The sequence below is a fragment of the Arthrobacter sp. FX8 genome (genome assembly GCF_026723805.1).
Taxonomy (GTDB): domain Bacteria; phylum Actinomycetota; class Actinomycetes; order Actinomycetales; family Micrococcaceae; genus Arthrobacter.
This window is the reverse complement of the sequence record NZ_CP113505.1, coordinates 294,641-316,453: the sequence shown is the minus strand read 5'-3', so window position 1 is coordinate 316,453 and position 21,813 is coordinate 294,641. Positions and strand designations below refer to the sequence as shown.

General features: G+C 64.8%; 22 protein-coding genes and 1 pseudogene. 17 read left to right on the top strand and 6 right to left on the bottom strand.

The features are described 5' to 3' along the window. Positions 1-15 precede the first annotated feature (15 nt). The 9 genes and pseudogenes from OUO20_RS01410 (at position 16) to OUO20_RS01365 (ending at position 9,376) form a co-directional block, all read left to right on the top strand. Positions 16-900 carry an aldolase gene (locus OUO20_RS01410; RefSeq protein ID WP_144601327.1) on the top strand — a complete coding sequence of 295 codons (885 nt, stop codon included), beginning with the start codon at positions 16-18 and terminating at the stop codon, positions 898-900. Positions 901-992: 92 nt separating this feature from the next. Beyond that, positions 993-2,282: an ABC transporter substrate-binding protein gene (locus OUO20_RS01405; RefSeq protein ID WP_134165929.1), complete on the top strand. Its 1,290-nt coding sequence runs from the start codon at positions 993-995 to the stop codon at positions 2,280-2,282. Then, the gene (locus OUO20_RS01400; protein WP_268002675.1) at positions 2,279-3,235 is read left to right on the top strand and encodes a carbohydrate ABC transporter permease; all 957 of its coding nucleotides are present in this window, start codon (positions 2,279-2,281) and stop codon (positions 3,233-3,235) included. The genes OUO20_RS01405 and OUO20_RS01400 overlap by 4 nt, the downstream gene beginning before the upstream one ends. Positions 3,236-3,239: 4 nt before the next feature. Further along, on the top strand, positions 3,240-4,055 hold the full coding sequence (locus tag OUO20_RS01395) for a carbohydrate ABC transporter permease (protein WP_018771352.1): 816 nt from the start codon (positions 3,240-3,242) through the stop codon (positions 4,053-4,055). A gap of 79 nt (positions 4,056-4,134) precedes the next feature. After that, positions 4,135-5,573, top strand: a pseudogene (locus OUO20_RS01385) (NAD-dependent succinate-semialdehyde dehydrogenase). Then, a complete protein-coding gene (locus tag OUO20_RS01380) occupies positions 5,574-6,317 on the top strand; it encodes a sulfite exporter TauE/SafE family protein (protein WP_018771354.1) in 744 nt (247 codons plus the stop codon). It begins immediately after the preceding pseudogene. 43 nt (positions 6,318-6,360) lie between these two features. Further along, complete coding sequence (locus tag OUO20_RS01375) at positions 6,361-7,635, top strand: AGE family epimerase/isomerase (protein WP_223993989.1); 1,275 nt, start codon at positions 6,361-6,363, stop codon at positions 7,633-7,635. A gap of 98 nt (positions 7,636-7,733) precedes the next feature. Next, entirely contained in the window at positions 7,734-7,922 is a 189-nt protein-coding gene (locus OUO20_RS01370; RefSeq protein WP_018771356.1) for a hypothetical protein, read from the top strand. Positions 7,923-8,134: 212 nt separating this feature from the next. After that, the gene (locus tag OUO20_RS01365; protein ID WP_268002673.1) at positions 8,135-9,376 is read left to right on the top strand and encodes an MFS transporter; all 1,242 of its coding nucleotides are present in this window, start codon (positions 8,135-8,137) and stop codon (positions 9,374-9,376) included. Between the two features lie 7 nt (positions 9,377-9,383). Here the strand turns inward: OUO20_RS01365 and OUO20_RS01360 are convergent, their stop codons facing one another. Further along, on the bottom strand, positions 9,384-9,719 hold the full coding sequence (locus tag OUO20_RS01360) for a cupin domain-containing protein (protein WP_268002672.1): 336 nt from the start codon (positions 9,717-9,719) through the stop codon (positions 9,384-9,386). A 147-nt stretch (positions 9,720-9,866) separates the two neighbouring features. Here OUO20_RS01360 and OUO20_RS01355 point away from each other — a divergent pair, with 147 nt between their 5' ends. From OUO20_RS01355 to OUO20_RS01345, 3 genes are all read left to right on the top strand, one after another. Next, positions 9,867-10,274, top strand: a complete 408-nt coding sequence (locus tag OUO20_RS01355; RefSeq protein WP_268002671.1) for a DUF1304 family protein — start codon at positions 9,867-9,869, stop codon at positions 10,272-10,274. Positions 10,275-10,362: 88 nt separating this feature from the next. Then, positions 10,363-11,574, top strand: a complete 1,212-nt coding sequence (locus OUO20_RS01350) for a mechanosensitive ion channel family protein (RefSeq protein ID WP_442781123.1) — start codon at positions 10,363-10,365, stop codon at positions 11,572-11,574. 52 nt (positions 11,575-11,626) lie between these two features. After that, complete coding sequence (locus tag OUO20_RS01345; protein WP_268002669.1) at positions 11,627-12,379, top strand: ArsR/SmtB family transcription factor; 753 nt, start codon at positions 11,627-11,629, stop codon at positions 12,377-12,379. 68 nt (positions 12,380-12,447) lie between these two features. Here the strand turns inward: OUO20_RS01345 and OUO20_RS01340 are convergent, their stop codons facing one another. From OUO20_RS01340 to OUO20_RS01320, 5 genes are all read right to left on the bottom strand, one after another. Continuing rightward, the gene (locus tag OUO20_RS01340; RefSeq protein ID WP_268002668.1) at positions 12,448-13,794 is read right to left on the bottom strand and encodes an alpha-L-fucosidase; all 1,347 of its coding nucleotides are present in this window, start codon (positions 13,792-13,794) and stop codon (positions 12,448-12,450) included. 57 nt (positions 13,795-13,851) lie between these two features. Beyond that, a complete protein-coding gene (locus OUO20_RS01335) occupies positions 13,852-14,751 on the bottom strand; it encodes a carbohydrate ABC transporter permease (protein ID WP_268002667.1) in 900 nt (299 codons plus the stop codon). Then, positions 14,741-15,565, bottom strand: coding sequence for a carbohydrate ABC transporter permease (locus tag OUO20_RS01330; protein WP_144601343.1), 825 nt, complete (start codon positions 15,563-15,565; stop codon positions 14,741-14,743). The genes OUO20_RS01335 and OUO20_RS01330 overlap by 11 nt, the downstream gene beginning before the upstream one ends. A 154-nt stretch (positions 15,566-15,719) precedes the next feature. After that, complete coding sequence (locus OUO20_RS01325) at positions 15,720-16,976, bottom strand: ABC transporter substrate-binding protein (RefSeq protein WP_051081442.1); 1,257 nt, start codon at positions 16,974-16,976, stop codon at positions 15,720-15,722. 213 nt (positions 16,977-17,189) lie between these two features. Beyond that, on the bottom strand, positions 17,190-17,927 hold the full coding sequence (locus OUO20_RS01320) for a FadR/GntR family transcriptional regulator (RefSeq protein WP_268002666.1): 738 nt from the start codon (positions 17,925-17,927) through the stop codon (positions 17,190-17,192). Between OUO20_RS01320 and OUO20_RS01315 the strand changes: the two genes are divergently transcribed. The 5 genes from OUO20_RS01315 to OUO20_RS01295 are packed head-to-tail and all read left to right on the top strand — an operon-like array spanning position 17,920 to position 21,793. Next, positions 17,920-18,189 carry a hypothetical protein gene (locus OUO20_RS01315; protein WP_268003488.1) on the top strand — a complete coding sequence of 90 codons (270 nt, stop codon included), beginning with the start codon at positions 17,920-17,922 and terminating at the stop codon, positions 18,187-18,189. The genes OUO20_RS01320 and OUO20_RS01315 overlap by 8 nt on opposite strands. Then, complete coding sequence (locus OUO20_RS01310) at positions 18,111-19,508, top strand: L-fuconate dehydratase (RefSeq protein ID WP_018771367.1); 1,398 nt, start codon at positions 18,111-18,113, stop codon at positions 19,506-19,508. The genes OUO20_RS01315 and OUO20_RS01310 overlap by 79 nt, the downstream gene beginning before the upstream one ends. Further along, the gene (locus OUO20_RS01305; protein WP_268002665.1) at positions 19,505-19,933 is read left to right on the top strand and encodes an RbsD/FucU family protein; all 429 of its coding nucleotides are present in this window, start codon (positions 19,505-19,507) and stop codon (positions 19,931-19,933) included. Before OUO20_RS01310 ends, OUO20_RS01305 begins: the two co-directional genes overlap by 4 nt. A gap of 10 nt (positions 19,934-19,943) precedes the next feature. Beyond that, positions 19,944-20,819 (top strand): amidohydrolase family protein, encoded by an 876-nt coding sequence (locus OUO20_RS01300; RefSeq protein ID WP_442781107.1) that lies wholly within the window; start codon positions 19,944-19,946, stop codon positions 20,817-20,819. A gap of 2 nt (positions 20,820-20,821) precedes the next feature. Next, a complete protein-coding gene (locus OUO20_RS01295; RefSeq protein WP_268002663.1) occupies positions 20,822-21,793 on the top strand; it encodes an aldo/keto reductase in 972 nt (323 codons plus the stop codon). Positions 21,794-21,813 lie beyond the last annotated feature (20 nt).

The following is a 21,813-nucleotide window of genomic DNA, read 5'->3' as shown; positions in this document are numbered from 1 at the left end:
GAAAGAAGCCACCCCATGAGCCATACCGACCTCTCCCCGCTCCAGCGCCCCTCCGGCGCCTTCGCCATGCTGGCCGTGGACCAGCGCGAAGCCATGCGGAACATGTTCGCCGAACACACCGACCAGCCCGTCACGGACCAGGACCTGCGCGACTTCAAGCTTGAAGCAGCCCGGATCCTGACCCCGTACGCCTCCGGCATCCTGATCGACCGTCAGTTCGCCCTGGACCAGGCCATCGAGGCCGGCGTCGTGGACCCCAGCTGCGGGCTCATCGCCTCCGCCGACCACTTCGAATCCGCCCACGGCGAGCTCGTTGGCGAGGTCACCATCGACCGGCTGGTGGATCCGCAGAAGTACGCGGCCCTGGGCGTGAAGGCTCTCAAGCTGCTGGTCCTCTACCGCCCGGACGAGCCCGCCGAAGGCCGTGTGGCCATGGTCCGTGAATTCGTGGAAAGCTGCCGGTCCGCCGGACTGATCAGCATCATCGAGCCCGTCTCCCGCAAGCCCCTGGCCGGCGGCGACTTTGACTGGGATGCCGGCATCCTGGCCGCAGCCAAGGAACTCGGAAGCCTGGGCGCCGACCTCTACAAAGCGGAGGTCCCCTTCCACGGCCAAGCCCCCGAAGACCAGGTCCGCGCCGCCTGCGCCGAACTGACCAAGGCCATCGACGGCCCCTGGGTGGTCCTGTCCTCCGGCGTCCCCGAGGACGTCTTCCCGGATGCCGTTCGGTGGGCCTGCCTGGAAGGCGCCAGCGGCTTCCTCTCCGGACGCGCCGTCTGGGCATCCTGCATCGGTGCCCCCGACGTCGTCGAATCCCTCTCCACCGACGCCGTCCGCCGGCTGCAGCGCCTCTGCGCCGTCGTTGACGACGTCGTCTCCGCGCAGAGGACGCACGCGTAGCCATAAGTGGCGCGCACCAACGTCCTGACCGGGGCAGACCCTTTCCGCAGTAAGCAAACAAGGCACACCAAACACTCAACGAGGAGATTATTGTGAGTCAGATTTCACGCAGGCAGGCAGTCGCCCTTCTGGGAGCCATGGGCTTCGGCGCCGCTGCGGCAGCGTGCGCCGGGCCCGGCGGTTCCACCAAACCCGGCGGTGCCACCGGACCGGCGGCACCCTCCACCGGCGCCGTGACCGGCAGGGTGTCGTTCGCCCACTGGCGCGGCGAGGACAAGGCCGTGTTCGACGAACTCATCAAGCGCTTCGCCGCCCAGCACAACGGCGTGGAGGTTGCCCAGGACATCTCCACCTCCAACGACTACAACGCCCAGGCCCTCCAGAAGCTGCGCGGCGGCTCGATCGGCGACGCTTTTGCCACCTTCCGCGGCGCCCAGTTCAAGAACTTCACCGAAGCCGGCATCTACACCGAGCTCAAGGACAGCAAGGCGGTGGGCAACTACCAGAAGGGGCTGCTGTCCGCGGGCCGGAACGGCGACAGCCAACTGGGCCTGCCCTACCAGGTGGTGTTCCCCATGCCCATGGCCAACGTGGATCTCTTTGACAAGGCCGGTGCGGAGATCGCCCCCAAGAACTGGGATGCGTTCCTGGGCATGTGCGAGAAGCTGGCCTCCGCCGGTGTCATCCCCATCTCCTGGCCGGGCGGCGATGTCGGAAACGGCGGCCAGCTGTTCAACTGCATGATTGCCAACAACGCCCCCGTTGACGACATGTGCGCCCAAATCGAACAGGGCAAGCTCAAGTGCACCGACGACTGGTTCATCAAGATGCTTAACCAGTACAAGGACCTGAAGCCCTTCGTTCAGCCCAACGCCACCGGCACCGCCGTGGAACCGGCCCAGAACCTGTTCTCCCAGGGCAAGGCCGCCATGCTGGCCACCGGCTCCTACCACATCGCCGCCGTGCGGGGACTCGGCGCCAAGTTCCCCATCGACCTGGTGTTCCCCAACACCACTTCCGACGGCAACGGCAAATACGAGGGCGCCTACAACGCCACGTTCATCCTCGGCGTCAACTCGGCCAGCAAGAACCAGGCCGCCGCGGCAGCCTGGATCGATTTCCTCTCCGAGCCCGAAAACGCCGGCTACTACGCCAACCAGACCGCCCAGCACGTGTCCGTGGACAAGGTGGAGTACACCAACCCGGACCTGAAGCGGCTGAGCCCCTGGCTGCAGAAGAAGACCGCGCTCGCAGCCCGCTTCCAGTTCCAGAACCTCGACGTCCGCAATGCGGTGGAGGCCAGTGCCACGGCCGTCATCTCCGGCACCAGCCCGGAACAGGCAGCCGCCGCCGCCCAGAAGATTGTTGATGAACGGCTATGAGCATCCATCCCGGAACCGCAGCCAAGGGCAAGGTGCCGGAGAGCCAAACCTCCGCCAACGCCCCCAAGGTGCGCCGGCGCTCCCCCACCCGGGTGAATCCGGCACTGTACCTCTTCCCACTGCCCGCCGTCGCCGTCGTCGCCTTCTTCCTGGTGATGCCCACGCTGCAGGCCTTCCAGTACGCCATCACGGACTGGAACGGCTTCTCGGCGGCCTTCAACTACGTGGGCCTGGACAACTTCATCCGTGCGTTCACCAAGGACTCGCTGTTCACCAATGCCCTGACCAACAACCTGAAGTTCGTGCTGCTGGTGGTCATCGCCCAAACGGCGTTCTCGCTGGTCCTGGCACTGCTCCTCACCCGGAACTCACGCGGCAGCATCCTGCTCCGCGCCCTGTTCTTCTTCCCCACCATCCTGTCCTCGGTGTCCGTGGCCTTCATCTGGAAGTTCATCTACGACCCCAATTTCGGCCTGGCCAACTCGGTCCTCAGAACCGTGGGGGTGGACGGCGGGGCCTACCTCGGCAATGACGCCCAGGCCCTCTACTGGGTTGCTGTCACCCAGGTGTGGTTCCATTCCGGCCAGATGATGGTGGTCTATATCGCGGGGCTGCAGGCCATCCCCAGGGAACTCTACGAAGCAGCCGAAATGGACGGCGCCAACAAGTGGCAGCAGTTCAAGTCCATCACCTGGCCATTCGTGGCCCCGGCCACGTCCATTGTGGTGGCCTACACCACCGTCCAGTCGTTCAAGGCATTCGACCTGATCCTCGGTATCGCGGGCAACCCGCCCAAGGCTGCCCTGGACATCCTGTCCACCCGCATTTACAGCACCTTTGCCAACTCGGAGTTCGGCTACGCCGCCGCCCAGTCGATCATCTTCATGGCGATGATCGCCCTGGTCACCTGGCTTCAGCGCCGACTGCTCCGGCTGACCCCGAAGGGGGAATAGCAGCATGCTCGCCTCACTAAGCCGCCGCGCCATCCTGGCCATCTATGCGGTCATCATCATCGTTCCACTGACCGTGGTGGCGTTCGGCAGTTTCAAGTCCACGCAGGAACTGTTCGCCGGGCCATTCAGCCTGCCGCACTCCCTCTCCGCCGACAACTTCGCGGAAGTGGTGGGCGGCCAGAACCTGGGCTCATCCTTCATGAACAGCGCGATCGTCACGGGTATCTCCGTGCCGCTCACCCTGTTCCTTGCCAGCCTGGCCGGCTACGCAGTGTCCCGGCTGAAGGGATTTATGGCCTGGGCCATCTTCGGGTTCCTGGTCCTGGGCATGGCCATCCCGGCGCAGGCCAACATGGTGCCGCTCTATGTGCTCTTCGGCCGGCTTGGCCTGCTGGACAACCTGGCCGGCCTGGTCGTGGCCAACGTGGTCTCCACGCTGCCCATCGCCGTGTTCATCCTGGGCGGGTTCATGCGGACCCTGCCCAAGGAACTCTACGAGGCCAGCTCCATCGACGGCAGCGGACCGTGGAAGACCTACTTCTCCATCGCCCTGCCGCTCTCGGCGCCCTCCATCGCCGCAGCCGCCATCTTCCTGTTCGTCATCCACTGGAACGAGTTGCTGTACCCGCTGCTGTTCATCCAGTCCCCCGGCAACCGCACCCTGCCGCTGGCTCTGCTGAGTTTCCAGGGCGAGTTCCAAACCAACTACCCGCTGCTGTTCGCCGGCGTGATCCTGGCATCCCTGCCCGTCGTCATCGCCTACGTCTTCCTGCAGCGCTACTTTGTAGCCGGCATCACCGCCGGCGCGAGCAAGGGATAAGGAACCAGGCCCCGGACCCGGCTTTGGCGGCCGCCCGGAACTGTCGAATCTTTTCCCAGCCCTACGAAAGGCACAATCCATGAACCTCAAATCCGCCCGGCACCTCATTAACGGCACCTGGCACACCTCCGGAACCGCCAAGGACGTGATTGACCCGGGCAACGGCACCACCGTGGGAGAGGTGGCCTGGGGCACGGCCGACGATGCCACCAAGGCCGCCGGCGCCGCCGCGGAGGCCTTCAATTCCTGGTCCGGCTCCACCGTCCGCCACCGGGCAGACCTGCTCCGCAACGCCGCCGACCTCCTGGCAGAACGCCGCGACGAACTGGCCCACACCCTCGCACTCGAAGCCGGCAAACGGCTTCCCGAAGCGCAGGGGGAGGTGGACTTCTCCGTGGAGTACTTCCGCTGGTTCGCGGAGGAGGCGCGCCGGGCCACCGGCACCGTCAGCCCGCCTGAACTGCGTGGCCGCCGCCATCTGAGCCTGCGCAAACCCATCGGAGTGGCGCTCAGCCTCACCCCTGGAACTTCCCGGTCTCCATCCAGGCGCGGAAGCTCGCCGCGATGCTGGCCGCAGGCTGCACGGTGGTGGGCCGGGTGTCTGAGAAGGCGCCGCTGGCTGCCACGGGACTGTTCGAAGTCCTGCACGACGCCGGCTTCCCCGCCGGCGTGGTCAACGTGGTCCACGGCCCCTCCCGTGACATCACCGCCGCCCTGATGTCCCACCGCGCGGTCAGGGCCGTCAGTTTCACCGGATCCACCGGCGTGGGCCGGCAGATCATGGCCTCAGCCTCGGAACGCGTGGTCCGGCCACTGCTGGAGCTGGGCGGCAACGCACCCTTCATCGTGTTCGAGGACGCCGATTTGGACGCCGCCGTCGACGGTGCCGTCCTGGGCCGGCTCCGCAATACGGGCCAGTCCTGCGTTGCCGCCAACCGGTTCCTGGTCCAGGAGGGCATCGCGGAAGAGTTTGCACAGAGGCTGGGCGCCCGCTTTGATGCGATGAGCATCGGCCACGGCGTTCCCGACGGCGGCGCACCGGTTCCGGAGCTCGGTCCCGTTATCGACGCCGAAAGGGTGGCCGCGGTTCAGTCCTTGGTGGACGACGCACTCAGCCGGGGCGCCCGGCAGGTCACCCAGCGCACCGACGTCCCGGCCAAGGGGTCCTTCCTGGCACCCACCCTGCTGGCGGACGTCCCGGACGACGCACGCCTGGTGACCGAGGAAGTCTTTGGCCCGGCGGCCGGCGTCGTCACCTTCTCCTCCGAAGAGGACGCCATCAGGAAGGCGAACGCCACCGAGATGGGCCTGGCTGCCTACGTGTGGACCAGCAGCGCCAAGCGCGGCTGGGACATTCCCGAACGCCTCGAAGCCGGCATCGTGGGCGTCAACGATCCCCTGCCCTCCGTTGCTTTCGCTCCCATGGGCGGCGCCAAGCAGTCGGGCCTGGGCCGGGAAGGATCAAGCCTGGGCCTCGAAGAGTTCGAGGAGGTCCAGTACGTGGCCTGGCGGCCGTAAGTGCTGACCACCGGACTGGTGCTGGGCGCCGTCGTCATGGGCGCCGGGATGCAGCGGATCACCGGGATGGGCTTCGCCCTGGTGGCCGCGCCCTTCCTGGTCCTGCTCCTGGGCCCGGTGGAAGGAGTAGTGCTGGTGAATGTGTGTGGCGCCGTGACGGCGGGCGCCATCATCTTCCGGGTGGTGCGGGACATCGACTGGAAGCGGTACCTGATGCTCGCGGCCTCGGCGCTGCTCGGCATTGTCCCGGCCGCATTCCTGATCCGGCTGGTCCCGGCGGCGGTCCTGGAAATTTCCATCGGGGTGATCCTCGCCGCCGGACTGACCATCCTGCTGGCCCTGAAGTCCGCCACGCTGCCGGCGCGCCGGCGGTACCTGCTCACCGCCGGCAGCCTGAGCGGGTTCATGAACACAGCGGCAGGAGTGGGCGGTCCAGCCGTCAGCATGTATTCCATCGCCACCCGGTGGCAGCACAAGTCCTTCGCGGCCACGATGCAACCGTACTTCTTCACCATCGGCGTCTTCTCGCTCATCTCCAAGGCGATCACCGCGCCCCAGACGTTCCCCGTGATGCCCCTAGCGATGTGGCTCGCCGTCGCCGTCGCCTGCCTGGCCGGCCTGGTTCTCGGCGACCTCGCCGCCAAGCACGTCCCCACCCGCGCCGCGCAGATATTGCTGATCGTCCTGGCCTACCTGGGCGCGGCCGCCACCATCATCCGCGGCATATCCGATGCCGTCGCCTGATCCGACATTTTCACCTGCACCAGCACCAGAGAGAGGAATTAACATGACGTGGCTCGACAGTGCCGCCCACGCACGATGGCTTGAGGCGGAGACGGACCGGCTGGTCCGCTTTGCCGAGGCCTCCAAGGTCCCCACCGGATTCGGCTGGCTGGACAACTACGGCAAGGTGTTCGCCGACAAGCCCACCCATCTGTGGATCACCGCCCGGATGACGCACAGTTTCGCCGTCGCCGCGCTGATGGGCAGGCCGGGTGCCGCGCTCCTTGTGGACCACGGCATCGCTGCGCTCAACGGCCCCCTCCACGACGATGAGTTCGGCGGCTGGTACGCCGAGGTGGACGCGAACGGCCCCGTGAACGATACGAAGTCCGGCTACCAGCATTCCTTCGTGCTCCTCGCCGCTGCCAGTGCCGTCGCCGCAGGGCGGCCAGGGGCCCGCGAATTGCTGGACGAGGCGCTCCGGGTGGCTGACACCAAATTCTGGGACCACCAGGCCAACATGTGTTTCGACTCGTGGAACCGGGAATTCACGGAAACCGAGGCATACCGTGGCGGAAACGCGAGCATGCATTCCGTGGAGGCATACCTCATTGTGGCCGATGTGACCGGGGAGAACCGCTGGCTCGAACGGGCCCTGCACATCGCCGAAGTGCTCATCCACAACTTTGCCCGCAACAACAACTACCGGGTGTTCGAGCACTTCGACCCGGAGTGGAACCCCATGCCCGAGTACAACACCGATGACCGGGCCAGCCAGTTCCGGGCGTACGGCGGCACCCCAGGCCACTGGGTTGAGTGGGCGCGCCTGCTCCTCCACCTCCGTGCCGGGCTCGAAGCCCGCGGCCTGGACGTCCCGGCCTGGCTGCTCGACGATGCGCGCGGCCTGTTTGACGCCGCCATCCGCGACGCCTGGGAACCGGACGGCCACCCCGGCTTTGTGTACACCGTTGACTGGGAGGGCAAGCCGGTGGTCACCACCCGCATCCGCTGGGTGCCCGCCGAGGCAATCGGGGGTGCGGCAGCCCTCTATATCGCCACGGGGGACCAGAAGTACGCGGACTGGTATGAGCGGATCTGGGACCATGCCCGTGACTGGTTCATCGACTACGAGCATGGGTCCTGGAAGCAGGAACTCGACGAGAACGGCAATGTCTCCTCCACCGTATGGTCAGGCAAGGCGGACATCTACCACCTGTGGCACTGCCTGGTGGTCCCCCGCCTTCCGCTGGCCCCCGGGCTGGCACCGGCGGTCGCGGCAGGATTGCTGGACATACGCCTTAACCAAACCCTGCAGGCCAGCGAATCAGCCGGCCTCTGATTCGGCACTTCGTCCCGGGCGGCACGCCCCCGGCTTGCCCCCGGAAACAGTCCTCCTGAACAATCCCCCTAAAACGACCCCCTTCCGAAAGGACAGCGATGTCTGCCATCTCCCCCGAAGAATCACTCCTGCGCGTCGCCGCTGCGGACCATGAGCCCGTGACCCTGCACCTGGACGCCGCGCGGCCGACGGCGGTGCGCATCGAAGTGCAGGGCACCTGTACCTGCCAAGGCAGTGCGTCCGGCCGGCCGGGGTCGTACACGGACACCGATTTCGGCCGCAGGTAGGACTTCCTGACCGGAATCACGGTTCGGGGATCACGGCCGGGGACCCGGTTCGGGGAGCCTGGCAGCGGGTCCCGCACGGCAGGAGCGGGAGCACGATCCGGACAACGTGTCATGTCTGTGACAGACCCTTCGATCCGGTAAATTTAAGGGAGGAATTGTCAGGCGAGCAGCGCCGCATTCCACACCCTCCCCCTTGAATGGACGCTTCCCCCATGTCTTCCGCGATCCCTGCGCCGGAACCTGCCCGTTTTCCGTATGCCGCGATGGTGGTCCTCGCCACCATCGCTTTTACGGCCATCACCACTGAACTCCTGCCGTCCGGCCTGCTGCCCCAGATCAGCACCGGCCTGGGAGTGTCCGAGCCGGTGGCCGGCTACCTTGCCGCCGCCTACGCCGCCGTCATTGTTGTCACGGTGGTTCCGGCCGCGCGGTTGCTGGGGAAGATTCCCCGCCACGCCCTGCTGGTTGGGCTGGTCCTGACCTTCGCGCTCAGCAACGCGATGGTGGGACTCGCACCGGATTTCACCGCCGCGATGATCGCGCGTTTGGTGGGCGGGCTGGCGCATGGGCTGCTGTGGACCACCATGGCGCCGTTCGTATCCCGCGTGGTCCCGGCGGACAAGGTGGGCAAGGCCCTGGCCATCGTGTTCAGCGGCAACAGCCTGGGCCTGGCCATCGGCGCTCCGGTGGGTACGGCCCTGGGCGTATTCCTGGGCTGGCGCGCAGCGTTCCTGGTGCTCGCCGGGTTCGGCGTGGTCCTGACCGTGCTGGCGTTCTGGCTGCTTCCCCGCGTCCGGCGCATTACCGATTCGGTCCGGCCGTCACTGCGCAGGGCCATCGGCCAGCCCGGCGTGAAGCCGGTGGCCACCGCCTGGCCGCTGCTGGTCCTGGCCCACTTCGCGCTGTTCACCTATATCGCGCCGTTCATCCGCGAGGCGGCCCTGCCGGACTACGCCATCAGCCTCTCGCTCACGGTACTGGGCGGGTCCGGACTGCTGGGTATTTGGATCGCTGGACTCACCGTGGACTCGCGTCCCCGCCGCTCGCTGCTCATCACGACGGCGGCCATCGCAGCATCGATGTTCCTCCTGCCCCTCGCCGTGGGGAACCTGCCCGCCGCCCTGGTGCTGATGACCATTTGGGGAGCCGGCCTGGGCGCGATCGGCATTTACAACCAGTCGGCGATCCTCCGGGCCGGCGGCGAATACAGTGAGGCCGCGAACGGGCTCACCGTCCTGACCATCCAGCTGGGCATCACCGTCGGGGCACTTTACGGCTCCGCGGCCCTGGTGGTTGGCGGCCCGCTGCTGGTCCCGGCGGCGGCGGCGATTCCTGTGGTTGCCGCCCTGGTGATCACCCTTGCCGGTAAGCGCTACGCCTACCCACCAGGCCCCCGTGAACGCATCTGGCTGGAGCCCCGGCCGGTGAAGGACACCGTCAAGGACCCGGCCTGACCCTGGGTCAGTCCCGGTGCTTGGCCACCGTGAACAGGAAGGTGGAGTCCTCCTCGGCGTGAAGGCTGTGCAGACCGGGCGGGACGATCAGCAGGTCGCCGGACTTGCCCTGCCAGGATTCCCCGCCGGCGCGGAGGCTGACGCAGCCCCGGATCACGAACACCGTGGCGTCGCCCGGATTCTGGTGCTCACTCAGCTGCGTTCCCGCGGTCATCGCCATGACCGACTGCCGGAGGATCTTTTCGTGGCCCCCGTACACCGTGTCCGCAGCCCTTCCGTTCGGGGAGCCGATGGCTGCTTCGAGCTGCTGCCGGGCCAGCGCGTCAATCGATATCTTCTGCATGGGCCCAAGGCTACCCACGTGGTGGGGAGATGAACACGTGCCAAACGGCCTTCCGGTGCGAGCGCGGGCGCCAGCGTCGGCGTGGGCGTCCAAGATCCCCCAATCCGGGGATGGAGCAGCCCGCAGGCGCAGCCCTACGCTGCCAGCATGAACACCGCAGCGCAGGTCTTCGCGGTACTCGCCGCAGCCATCTACATCGTCGTGTTTCCAGTGGAGAGCTTCCTCCTCCGCCGTCACCGGTGGGCTCAGAAGTTCCTGAGTACGCCGCCGGAAAATGTGCGTGCAGTGATGATGTGGGCCATCCCCACCGGTTACAGGAACCTGGTGATTGCGCTGGGGGTGATCGCCGGAGTGGTTGCCGCCAACTCCGAGCAGCTCGTGGTGGGCTACACACTGGTGGTCTACTGCTGCGCCAACATGGTCCTCACCGCCCCCACCATGCTGCTCGCCGACATCCAGGGCCACTACCCAAGTAAATGGGAGAGTGTGCCGGGAACCCTCGCGGCCACCGTCCCGGCACTCGTTGCCTTGCTCCTGCTGCCGCTGGGGCCATAAGCGGGGCACGCCAAGGCGCCGGCGCGATTTCGGTCCTGCCGCCGAAGTTGGTAGTGGTTAACGGATGCCAGACCTACTTAACCGTGCCATGCCCTTCCTTGCCGTCGCCGTGGCGGTGGCCGCCGGACTGGTCCTGTCCTGGCTGCTCCGCAAGGTGGTCCTCCATCTGAACCGGAACCGGCCCGAGCTGCAGGCAACCTCCCGGGTGGCCCGCCAGCCCTTGCGTCTGGCACTGTGCCTGGTGGGCGTCCGTGCTGCCCTCAGGCTCACGGCCAACAACGAAAGCTGGCACGCCGGCGTCGACCATCTCCTGCTGATCGCCCTCATCGGCGCGGTCGCCTGGCTCGCCGTCGCGGTGCTGCTCATCGTGGAAGCCGTGGTGCTGAACCGGCACAGCGTGGACGTGGCGGACAACCGGCGGGCACGGCGCCTGCGCACGCAGATGATCCTGGCACGGCGCATTGCCGTGGCACTGGTGGTGGTGCTCGCCGTCGGCACCGCGATGCTGACCTTCCCCGCCATCCAGGCGCTGGGCGCGGGGCTGCTGGCGTCCGCCGGGGTGATTTCCATCGTTGCGGGCCTCGCCGCGCAGACGTCGCTGGTGAACGTCTTTGCCGGCATGCAGCTGGCGTTCACCGATGCCATCCGCGTGGACGACGTGGTGGTGGTGCAGAAGGAATGGGGCCGGATCGAGGAGATCACCCTCACCTACGTGGTGGTGCACCTCTGGGACGACCGGCGGCTCATCCTGCCGTCCACCTACTTCACCACCACGCCCTTCGAGAACTGGACCCGCCGCCAGTCCGAGGTCATGGGCACCGTGGAGTTCGACCTGGACTGGCGCGCCCCCGTGGAGGACATGCGCACCGAACTGCGCCGCGTCCTGGCGGATTCCGAGCTCTGGGACGAGCGCGTGGGCGTCCTGCAGATCACCGACGCCACCGGCGGCTTTGTCCGCGTCCGGATCCTGGTCAGCGCGGCGGACAGTGCCGCGCTCTTCGACTTGCGCTGCCTGGTCCGGGAAACCATGGTCATGTTCCTGCAGCAGAACCATCCGGAGGCCCTGCCGCACCAGCGCTGGGAGCAGGCAGCGGACGACGGCGGCACGGCCGCACGGCGCAGGGCACCACTGCGCGGGCTGGGTTCGCCTCCGGCCGCCGGTGCCCGTCCCCCGGCGGACCCGCACGAATCGCAGCTGTTCACCGGCTCCATCGAGGCAGTGGAGAGGTCGCGCGCGTTCACCGGGCCCGGCGATGAGGTGTTCGAGGAGCGGGACCGGAACCTTGCCTCCCGCAACTGAGGCAGGCAAGACCCCTTGATAGGTGACCATTAGGTCACATATCATTGCTGTCATGGACGACGTGTTCAAGGCACTCTCCGACCCCACCCGCCGGGACCTGCTCGATGAGCTCAACCGCGAGGACGGCCAAACCCTGAGCGCCCTTGAAGCCCGGTTCAGCATGAGCCGGTTCGGGATCGCCAAGCACCTCCGCATCCTGGAGGACGCAGGCCTGGTGGTGACCCGCCGTCGGGGGCGGGAAAAGCTGCACTTCCTCAATCCTGTCCCCATCCGCCTGGTCCACGACCGCTGGGTCAGCAAATACGCAGAACCATGGGCCGCTGCCCTCAGCGACCTCAAATCCAGATTGGAAAGTCCCATGGAAAAAATCTTCGAGATCTACATCAAGACCACGCCCGAACGGCTCTGGGAAGCCATCACGGACAGCGACATCCGCAGCAAGTACCAGTTCGGCAACACCATCGAGTCCGATTGGTCACCGGGCGGACGCTTCGTGATGGGCAACCCGAAGGCCGGGGAGGCCCTCGGCGAAGGCGAAAACCTGGAGGTGGACCCGCCGCGCCGCCTGGTCCAGACCATGCGCGCCCTGTGGGGCGAGGACGTCAAGGCCGAGGGCACGTCCACCATCACCTGGGAGATCGAACCGGTGGGCGATTCCTGCCACCTCACCGTCACCCACAGCGACCTGCGCGAGGGCGCCAACGAACAGCTTTACGGCGGCTGGCCGATGATCCTCTCCGGTCTCAAGACATGGCTGGAAACCGGCGAAAAGCTCACTACGCCCGGCTCGCTGATGTACACCTAAGCCATTGATTTTGAGGTAACGCACGACGGCGGCGGGTGCTGCCCGCCGCCGTCGATGCACTTCCGGGACTATGCCTTGGGGACGCGGACGATGGCCGGCCCGGTTCGGTCAGGCGACAGGGTGACATTGAGTCCATCCACGGTGGCCTCGACCGTTCCGCCGTCACCCTCCGCTGACGCTTGTGACAATGAGAACCTGTCCGCGTCCAGCTTCAAGGCGGCTTCCGTTCCCCCGCCTAGCAAGTCAACGAAGGCCACGGCTTCCGTTCCGCGGTCAACCCAGCGGATCCAGGGGTCGTCGCTGCTTGCCACGGTTCCATCCTGAAGCGGACGGGCACCCACGAGGTACTGCTTGGCGGAAGCCATCCAGTGGCCAAGATCGGTCAAGGCCTGGCGCTGGATCTCAGGAATGGTGCCGTCCGCCCGCGGTCCCACGTTCAGCAGGAAGTGGCCACCGCGGGAGACCACGTCCGTGAGCTGGCGGGCCAACTGCTGGCCGGTCAGCGACTGCTCCGGTCCTTCCACCTGGTTGTAGCCGAAGGAGAATCCGATGCCCCTGCAGTTCTCCCACTCGGATTCGGACTCGTTCTCCCTGGCCGCTTCGTACTCGCTGGTGGCATAGTCCTTGTGGGTGGCGCCCCACCGGTCGTTCACCACGCCTTGCGGACTGATCGAGTAGAAGTGCTCGAACAGCCTGCCGAGCCCGTACTCGCCAAAGTGCTTGCCGGCGTCGGGCCATTCGATGTCGTTCCACAGGACGTCTGGACGATACTTGTCCACCAGGTCCACCACGTGGTTGTAGGCGTATTCGGCGTAGCCGGCGTCCTTGGGGCGGGAAGTGTCGTGGACGCTTTCGCTGGTGACGTGCGGCGGGAAGGGGCGTACATGCCAATCCAGTCCGCCGGAATAGTACAGCCCCAGCTTCAGGCCCTTGTCACCCACGGCCCGGGCGATTTCGCCGATCAGGTCCCTGCGCGGTCCGCGGTGGACCGTGTTCCGTTCGCCTGTTCCCGGAGCGTCCCAGAGCGCGATGCCGTCATGGTGCTTCGTGGTGGGCACCACGTAATCGGCACCGGCGAATTTGAACAGCTCCACCCAGTCCCCCGGGTCGAACTGTTCTGCTTTCCACTGGTCCAGGAAGGCGTCGTAGTCCTCGCCTCCGAACACGTCCCGGTGGTGCTGTTGGGCAGGACTGTCGTCAATGCGGATGGTGTTGTAGTACCACTCCGCATAAGGGTTGTGGGTAAACCACTCGCGGTCCTCGATGGTGCCCAGGGCGCCGATGGGTTCGGCCCAGGCGGGAACGGAGTAGGCGCCCCAGTGGATGAAGATGCCGAACGGCGCGTTCTGGAACCACTCCGGCACGGGCCTGGCCAATTTGTTCCAGTCTTCAGGCATAGCTGTGCTGTCAGTCATAATGCACTCCAATTTCCAGATGGTTGATTTTGGGAATTCCAGGGGTCAGGGCGGTGCTCAGCGGCCGCCGAAGCCGCCCATGCTGACGCCTTTCACGAGCTGGCGCTGCAGGAGGATGACGACGAGCAGGCTGGGAATCACCGCCAAAGTAGCGGCCGCCATGAGCGGTCCCCAGTCCGTTCCGCGTTCACCGGAGAACATGGAGAGCCCCAGTGGAATGGTTGCCTGCGAGACGTCGTTGATGACGATCAGCGGCCACAGGAAACTGCTCCAGTAATCGATGAAACTGAAGACAGCCACCACGGCCAGCGGCGCACGGACAAGCGGAAGGATCACGCTCCACAGGATCCTGATCGAACCTGCTCCGTCGATACGGGCTGCCTCTTCAAACTCAACGGGCAGGGACAGCAGGAACTGTCGGATCAGGAAGGCACCGAAGGCACCAAAAGCAAAAGGGACGATGAGCGCCGGCAGGGAGTTAATCATGTCCAGCTTTGCCATCATGATGTAGAGCGGAATTACCAGGACTTCCTGAGGCAGCACCAGCGTGCCAAGGAAAACGAGGAACAACTTCTCCCGGTGCCTGAACTGCAGCCGGGCAAAAGCGTAGGCGGACAGCAATGACACGACCGTTGTCAGCACCGCTCCGGAGACGGCCACCAAGAAGCTGTTGAGGATGACCCGTCCGAAGGGAATAGCGGTCCACACTGTTTGGTAGTTCGACCACTCCACGCGGGAGGCAAGGAAGCTGGCACCGGTGGAGAATATTTCGGAGGTGGGCTTCAGCGATGTGGCGAACATCCAGAGGAACGGGAAGAAGAAGGCAGCACCGACCAGGACAACGCCGATGCGGCTGACGAGGCGGCCGGCCCGCCTCTTCTTCCGCGACGCTGTTGCGTGCCGACGGTGCGCGAGGCCCTTGTCGATTTCCGGTTGGGCGAGAGTTTCAGTTGTCATAGTTGACCAGCCTCTTTTGCTGCGAGAACTGCAGTGCGGTGATGAGCATGACGATGACGAACAACGCCCAAGCGAGTGCCGACGCGTAGCCGAGCTTGTCAAAGGAGAAACCGTTGCGGTAGAGGTACAGAACGATCGTGTTCGTGGAATCGCCCGGCCCGCCGAGTGTCAGCAGGTAAGGCTGGGTAAATACCTTGAAAGAGCCGATGATGGTCATGACCGTGCAGAAGAAGAGCGACGGCGACAGCATCGGCAGCACCACCCGGAAAAACCGCTGCCAGGCTCCTGCCCCATCGATGCGGGCGGCCTCAAGCAAATTCGGCGAGATGCCGCTGAGCCCTGCGCCGAGAACGATGATGTTGTAGCCGATCCCCTGCCAGACAGACATTGCGATCAACGACCCCATGGCGAGCTGGCTGTCACTGAGCCAGGAAGGCCCGTGAATGCCAAAGTTGGCCAGAAAGCTGTTGATGACGCCGTCATCGGTGAGCATCAGGCGCCAAACCAACGCGTTGGCGACCATGGGGGTCACCACCGGAATGAAGAACAGCACCCGGAAGAACGGGCCCCAACTGCCCAGGTTGTGAAGCCAGATGGCAACAGCCAGGGCAGCGATCAGGTTGACCACGGTGTAGGAGACGGCAAAAAAGAGGGTGTTGCCCAGAACCGTCCAGAACACCGGGTCACCAGTGAGCAGCCGAACGTAGTTGTCCAGCCCCACGAATTTTGGTGCCCCGAACAAGGGCCAGTCGAACAGGCTGATGACCAGCGAAGCCACCAGCGGAAGCACGATAAAAATCAGGAACCCGAGCATCCCGGGAGCGAGGTAAGCCGCTGCGAGCCGGCCCTGCCCGCCCCTGGCGGGGGTCCTTTTCACGTCTTTGACAGCAAGTGTGGGTAAAGCAGTCATCGTTGACCTGTTCCATGAAGGGGACAGGCTCCAGTGCGGGAGCCTGCCCCCGGGGAGTTTACTTGGCTGAATTCATGATGGTGGAGAGGAGTTCCTGCGCGGTCTTGCTGCCGCGGAAGCCTTCTCCGGAGTACTGCGTGAAGTTGGTCTCCACCTGGTTCCAGCTAGGGGTGGTAACCAGCGGACGCCCGCTCTTCAGAAGGGCTTGGACAACTGCCACGTCAGCCGCCGGCTTGGTCCCGGCCCAGTCCTTCACCGCGGACTCAACAGATGGAACGGTTCCACGGGCGGCCCCAACAGCGCCGATGACCTCAGGGGTGGTGATCTTCATGATGTTCTTGAAGGCAGCTTCTTTGTCCTTACAGGACGCTGCGATGGCAAACGCGGACCCCTGGATCATGCCGATGCTCTCTCCCGAGGTGGAAGGGACGACGGCGATGCCCACCTTGCCCTGCGTTTTGGTGGTCAGGGTGTCGTACATCCAGGGACCGTCGATGATCATCGCCGCCTTGCCGCTCATGAACTGCTGCTCCGGCACATCGGTCCCGTCCGACGCCTGCGGCGGGTTCGCGACTTGCGCCTTTGCCACAAGGTCGAAGGCAAACTGCTGGTCGTTGACGAGGCCCTGGTTGGTGAGGTCAAGCTTTCCATCCTTGACCGGTTCATTGCCGTTGGCGAATGCCATGGGAAGCCCCGGGCCCGAGCCGAATCCCGGCGGCACTGCGAGGCCCATCACGCCGCCTTTTGTCAGCGCCTTAAGGTCGGCCGCGAACTGGCTGGTGGTGTATTTGGTGGTAGGCGGCGCCACGCCGGCCGCGGCCAGGAGATCCTTGTTGTAGTAAAGAACCACCGGTTCGGCGTCATAAGGTATCCCCCGCAGCGAGCCATCAACGGTCAGGCCGTCGATCATTGCCTTGTTGTACATGGACACGTCAATGTTGTTGCTCTTAACCATGTCGTCCAGCGGCACCGTAAGGTCCTTAAGCTCCTGGGCACGAGCCGCCTGCGTTGTGATGATGCACGGCGCTCCGGAACTGGAGAGGCGGGTCTTGACCTTGGTCCAGTAATCGTTGAAGCTCGGACCCTCCAAAGTGAGGTTGAATGCAGGGTCCTTTTTCTTGGCTGCGTCCACAAAGGCCTGCCACTGGGCCCTGTCGTTTTCATTGGTGATCCAGGTGTACATGGCGGAGGCTTCCTTGCTCTCCCCCGATGATGAACTCCCGCTTGAGGAACCACATGCGGTAAGGCTTCCGACGGCCAGGGCTGCAACCGCTGCAGCTGTCAGCAGCTTGCCGGTAACACGGTTAGTCGACACAACGAACGTCCTTTCAATAGCTGGGGACAAAGGCTGCCCGGCGACGTCCTCGTGGCCTGCCCGCTGTAATTCCCGCAACCCTTGTCCCCAACAGCATGACCCGCCCCAGTTTGGAAAGTCAAGGAATCATCTGATCTTTTTGACTCCAAAATTCCTGGATCGACCCTAAACAGGCCATTTGTCGGAAATAGTCAATACAAGGTCTGACGAATCCTACGTCTGTTCCTCAAGCTCGGGAGCGGGAATGGTTGTCACGTAGTCCTCCACCGCGTACAGGTGGTTCGCCATGCGGGTTCTGGCCCTGTCCACGTCATTCCGCCTGAGCGCCTCCAGGATTCCCAAGTGCTCCCGATGCGTGGCCAGCAGGCCTTCATTGTCATGAATGGACCGCCACATCCGGCCGCGGATGGTGTTGGTGGAGACGGTTTCGATCAGCGCTGACAGCACGTGATTCCTTGAGGCATGGGCGATGAGCCGATGGAATTCGATGTCACACTGCATGGCGCCGGCATGGTCTATGGGCGATGCTTGAATGGCCGCGTTCGCCCGCTCCAATATGCTTTCGGCCTCGTCGAGTTGCGAGCTTTCGATACAAACCGCTGCCCCGGCAGCAGCCTCTGTCTCAAGGGCCCGCCGCACAGTGTGCACCTGGTTTGCCCGCTCTCCATCCTGCAGGCCCACCCAGAATTCCATCGCGGAGAGCAAAGCCGACGGCTCCAGCCTGGTCACGAAGGTGCCGGCGCCCTGCCTCGTCTCCAGAATGCCCATAGTGGACAATGCCCGCACGCCCTCCCGAAGGGAACCCCGGGAAACCTGCAGCTCTGCTGCCAGGTCCTTCTCAATGGGCAGCCGGTCGCCGGGCCGAAGCCTGCGGGACGACAGCATCTGCTTCACGCCCGAAATAACGACGTCGGTTTGGGACATCGACCCAGTGGAGTTGCTGTTGGTCATCGCAGCCACCTTTCCCAGTGCTTCGTCTAGTGACGCTGAACGCACAATTCGCTTTCATCAGATGTATCCCTTGGAATGGGATGCTTCTTCCGATATTCTCATCAAATACTTCCACATACATCAGATGACGCTCGCGATGTTGCTGGAGCGCCGTCTTCACGGCCTGAACCTGGAGGGCTCACCTTGCCACAAATCACCGGTTTCGATATTTTCGACGTGCGGTTTCCCACGTCGCTTTCCGCAGACGGTTCAGATGCCATGAATCATGACGCAGACTACTCCGCTGCGTACATCGTGCTGAAAACGGACGACCCAGACCTTTATGGCTGCGGCTTCACCTTTACCATCGGCAGGGGCAATGAGGTGTGCTCCGCCGCGATGGAACTGCGCGCCAGGCCCCTCATAGGCCAAGACTTGGATGTCCTTTGCGGCAACCTTGGCGAGGCGTACCGAAGCTTGAAACGTGATTCCCAGCTTCGCTGGCTGGGGCCCGATAAAGGCGTGGAGCACCTTGCCCTCGGAGCCGTGATGAACGCCGTCTGGGATCTTGCCGCCCGCCGCTCGGGAAAGCCCCTGTGGCGTTACCTGGTGGACATGACCGCCGAACAGATCGTGGACGCGGCCGACCTCAGCTACCTTTCAGACGCCCTCACCCGGGAGGAAGCCCTGGCGCTTCTGGAACGACTCGACCCCACCCGGGATCAGCGCATCCACCAGCTGGCCCGGGACGGCTACCCGTGCTACACCACCTCGGCCGGTTGGCTGGGCTACTCGGACGAGAAGCTACGGCGGCTCTGCCAGGAGGCCGTGGACCAGGGCTACCGCCACATCAAACTCAAGGTTGGCGCATCCCTCGAGGACGACATTCGCCGCCTCAGGATCGCCCGCGAAGTCATCGGGCCAGAGGGCAACCTCATGATCGACGCAAACCAGGTATGGGATGTTCCGCAGGCCATCGACTGGATCAAGCAGCTGGCTGAATTCAATCCGCTGTGGATCGAGGAACCCACCAGCCCGGATGACGTCCTGGGCCACGCCGAGATCCGAAGGGCCGTGCAACCGATCGGGGTGGCCACCGGCGAGCACGGCATGAACCGCGTCCTTTTCAAACAGCTCTTCCAGGCCGGGGCGATCGACTATTGCCAGTTGGATGCCTGCCGGCTCGCCAGCGTCAACGAAGTGCTGGCCGTCCAGTTGATGGCCGCCAAGTTCGGTGTCCCGGTGTGCCCACATGCCGGCGGGGTAGGTCTGTGCGAACTCGTCCAGCACCTGTCCATCTTCGACTTCATTGCCGTCTCCGGAGACCTGGCCGGCAGGGTCACCGAATTCGTGGATCACTTGCACGAACACTTTGTGGATCCGTGCATCATCCGGGACGGCGCCTACATCATGCCGGCGAACCCTGGGTACTCGTCGGAACTGAAGGAGCAGACGTTGCAGGCGTATTCCTTTCCCCGGGGCAGTTATTGGGCCGGCACCGACGCCGGCCAAGCCGAACAGGCATGGGAATCGGCCCGCGCTGAGCGCGGTGTCGCCTTCGCTCGGGCAGGGACCGGGGAAAGGGTAGGGGAACAGGCATGATCAACTACACACTTACCCACCCGGGCCTGCTCGCAGCCCTCGCTGAATCCGGCCACGGCTCGCAGATCCTCCTGGCGGACGCAAACTACCCGCACAACACCGGCGCCCCTGCAGCCGCGAGGCGGATAGCCCTGAATCTGCGGCCCGGCCTGCTGACCATTGACCAGGTACTGGAGGTGCTGATCGACGCCGTTCCGATCGAAGCCGCCGCGGTAATGACGCCTCCGGACGGAAACTGGACGGAGGCAGTCAAAGGCTACGAACGAGCGCTGGGCACCGCAATTCCCATCACTTCGCACCAGCGCTTCGACTTCTACGATGCCGCGCGGTCGCCGAACGTCGCCGTCGTCATCGCCAGTGGGGACACCCGGCACTACGCGAACCTGCTCCTGACCATCGGCGTTCGGCCCGACGGACAGGCATGAGGGCTGACAGTTGCTTCAGGTAATAGACTCACACGTCCACGTCTGGGACCCTTCCGTGCTCAGTTATGACTGGTTGAACCGTGCCCCTTCCCTGAACCGGCCCTTCCTTCCACGGGAACTTCCACACGCGCCCGGGACGCAGGCTGTCTTTGTGCAGGCCGATTGCCGTGATGACCAGGCGCTGAAGGAAGTTGACTGGGTGGCGAGCCTCCGGGCCACCTGGCCGGAGCTGGCGGCGATTGTGGCCTATGCCCCCATCAACCGCGGGGACGGCGTGTCCGAAGACCTTGCGGAGCTGTGTCAGCGGCCCCTGGTCCGCGGGGTGCGCCAGCTGTTCCAGGACAGGGAGGCCGGTTTCATGCTGACGGCGGAAACACTGGCCGGAGGCCGCCATGTAGGGAGGGCCGGGTTTGCCTTCGACGCCTGCGTCCGCTCGTGGCAGCTTTCGGAACTTGCAGCTTTTGCTGCCCGGATACCGGAACTGCGCATAGTGCTGGACCACATGGGCAAACCACCCATTGCAGCCGGCAGCCTCAGCGAATGGAGCACAGCGATGCGTCGATTGGCCAGGCTGCCCAACGTCGTCGTGAAGATTTCAGGGGCGGGCGCGGAAGCTGACCCCACGCGCCCACTTGGGCCGCAGGCGCTGCCCTTCATCCTGGAAGCCCTAAACGTTTTTGGGGCCGATCGGTGCATGATCGGCAGTGACTGGCCGGTCTCTCTGACGGAGCCGGCCGCGTACCAGGACTGGATTCTCACTGTGGAGCAGGCGATGTCCGACGCCTCCTCTTACGAACGCGAAAACGTCGCCCATGGAACCGCAGTTCGCGCTTACGGACTCAAGGCAGTCCGGGGTCCGGCACACCCGAAAGAGGAGAAAGACTAACCATGCAAACAGAAACCCGCACCATCCCCGGCACCGCAATCCAACTGCCCGTCCTCGGGTTCGGGGGCGCCCCCATCGGCAACCTGTACCGGCAGGTGCAGGAGCAGGAGGCGATCGACGCCGTTGAAGCAGCCTGGGAGGGTGGCGTCCGGTACTTCGACACAGCCCCACACTACGGGCTGGGACTTTCGGAGCGCCGCCTTGGAAAAGCACTCGCCGGCCAGGACCGCAACAGCTACGTGCTCAGCACCAAAGTGGGGCGCCTACTGCGACCCAACCCATCCCCGAACGGTAAGGACACCGAGGGGTTCGACGTGCCCGATGATCTGGTCCGGGTCCGCGACTACTCACGCGAGGGGGTGTTGCGCTCCATCGAGGAAAGCCTCCAGCGGCTCGGAACTGACCGGATCGACATCGTCTTCATCCACGACCCGGACGACTACTGGAGCGAGGCTGTCGACGGTGCCGCACCCACCCTGTCCGCCTTGAGGGATGAGGGCGTCATCGGTGCCTGGGGCACAGGCATGAACCAGTCCGAAATGCTCGCCCGCTTCGTCACCGAAACGGACATCGATGTGATCATGCTGGCGGGCCGGTACACGCTGCTGGAGCAGGGAGCAGCAGCGGATCTGCTGCCGGCGTGCCTTGAGCGGAAAGTGGGAGTAGTGAACGTCGGAGTCTTCAACTCCGGCCTGCTCTCCAAAGACCGTCCGGCGCGCGACGCCACCTACAACTACCAACCCGCGCCCCCGCAGCTTTTAGACCGGGCAAACCTGCTGGCCGACATCTGCGAGTCGCATGGAACCACCCTCCCTGCCGCCGCCTTGAGGTACCCGTACCAGCACCCCGCCGTGACAAGCGTGGTCCTGGGCATGCGGACGCCCGAACAGGTGAAGCAAAACCTCGATCTGGCATCGCAGGCAGTCCCGGACCAGCTATGGGCCGAGCTGCGCAACCGCGGCCTCATCACGTAGTTCCCCCAACCCAACAGCAT

What these genes read in the sequence shown, in the direction of transcription:
- OUO20_RS01410 (WP_144601327.1), top strand. Translation starts at nt 16, where the DNA reads ATGAGCCATACCGACCTCTCCCCGCTCCAGCGCCCCTCCGGCGCCTTC.
- OUO20_RS01400 (WP_268002675.1), top strand. Translation starts at nt 2,279, where the DNA reads ATGAGCATCCATCCCGGAACCGCAGCCAAGGGCAAGGTGCCGGAGAGC.
- OUO20_RS01395 (WP_018771352.1), top strand. Translation starts at nt 3,240, where the DNA reads ATGCTCGCCTCACTAAGCCGCCGCGCCATCCTGGCCATCTATGCGGTC.
- OUO20_RS01375 (WP_223993989.1), top strand. Translation starts at nt 6,361, where the DNA reads ATGACGTGGCTCGACAGTGCCGCCCACGCACGATGGCTTGAGGCGGAG.
- OUO20_RS01370 (WP_018771356.1), top strand. Translation starts at nt 7,734, where the DNA reads ATGTCTGCCATCTCCCCCGAAGAATCACTCCTGCGCGTCGCCGCTGCG.
- OUO20_RS01365 (WP_268002673.1), top strand. Translation starts at nt 8,135, where the DNA reads ATGTCTTCCGCGATCCCTGCGCCGGAACCTGCCCGTTTTCCGTATGCC.
- OUO20_RS01360 (WP_268002672.1), bottom strand. Translation starts at nt 9,719, where the DNA reads ATGCAGAAGATATCGATTGACGCGCTGGCCCGGCAGCAGCTCGAAGCA.
- OUO20_RS01355 (WP_268002671.1), top strand. Translation starts at nt 9,867, where the DNA reads ATGAACACCGCAGCGCAGGTCTTCGCGGTACTCGCCGCAGCCATCTAC.
- OUO20_RS01350 (WP_442781123.1), top strand. Translation starts at nt 10,363, where the DNA reads ATGCCCTTCCTTGCCGTCGCCGTGGCGGTGGCCGCCGGACTGGTCCTG.
- OUO20_RS01345 (WP_268002669.1), top strand. Translation starts at nt 11,627, where the DNA reads ATGGACGACGTGTTCAAGGCACTCTCCGACCCCACCCGCCGGGACCTG.
- OUO20_RS01340 (WP_268002668.1), bottom strand. Translation starts at nt 13,794, where the DNA reads ATGACTGACAGCACAGCTATGCCTGAAGACTGGAACAAATTGGCCAGG.
- OUO20_RS01335 (WP_268002667.1), bottom strand. Translation starts at nt 14,751, where the DNA reads ATGACAACTGAAACTCTCGCCCAACCGGAAATCGACAAGGGCCTCGCG.
- OUO20_RS01330 (WP_144601343.1), bottom strand. Translation starts at nt 15,565, where the DNA reads ATGCTCGGGTTCCTGATTTTTATCGTGCTTCCGCTGGTGGCTTCGCTG.
- OUO20_RS01320 (WP_268002666.1), bottom strand. Translation starts at nt 17,927, where the DNA reads ATGACCAACAGCAACTCCACTGGGTCGATGTCCCAAACCGACGTCGTT.
- OUO20_RS01305 (WP_268002665.1), top strand. Translation starts at nt 19,505, where the DNA reads ATGATCAACTACACACTTACCCACCCGGGCCTGCTCGCAGCCCTCGCT.
- OUO20_RS01295 (WP_268002663.1), top strand. Translation starts at nt 20,822, where the DNA reads ATGCAAACAGAAACCCGCACCATCCCCGGCACCGCAATCCAACTGCCC.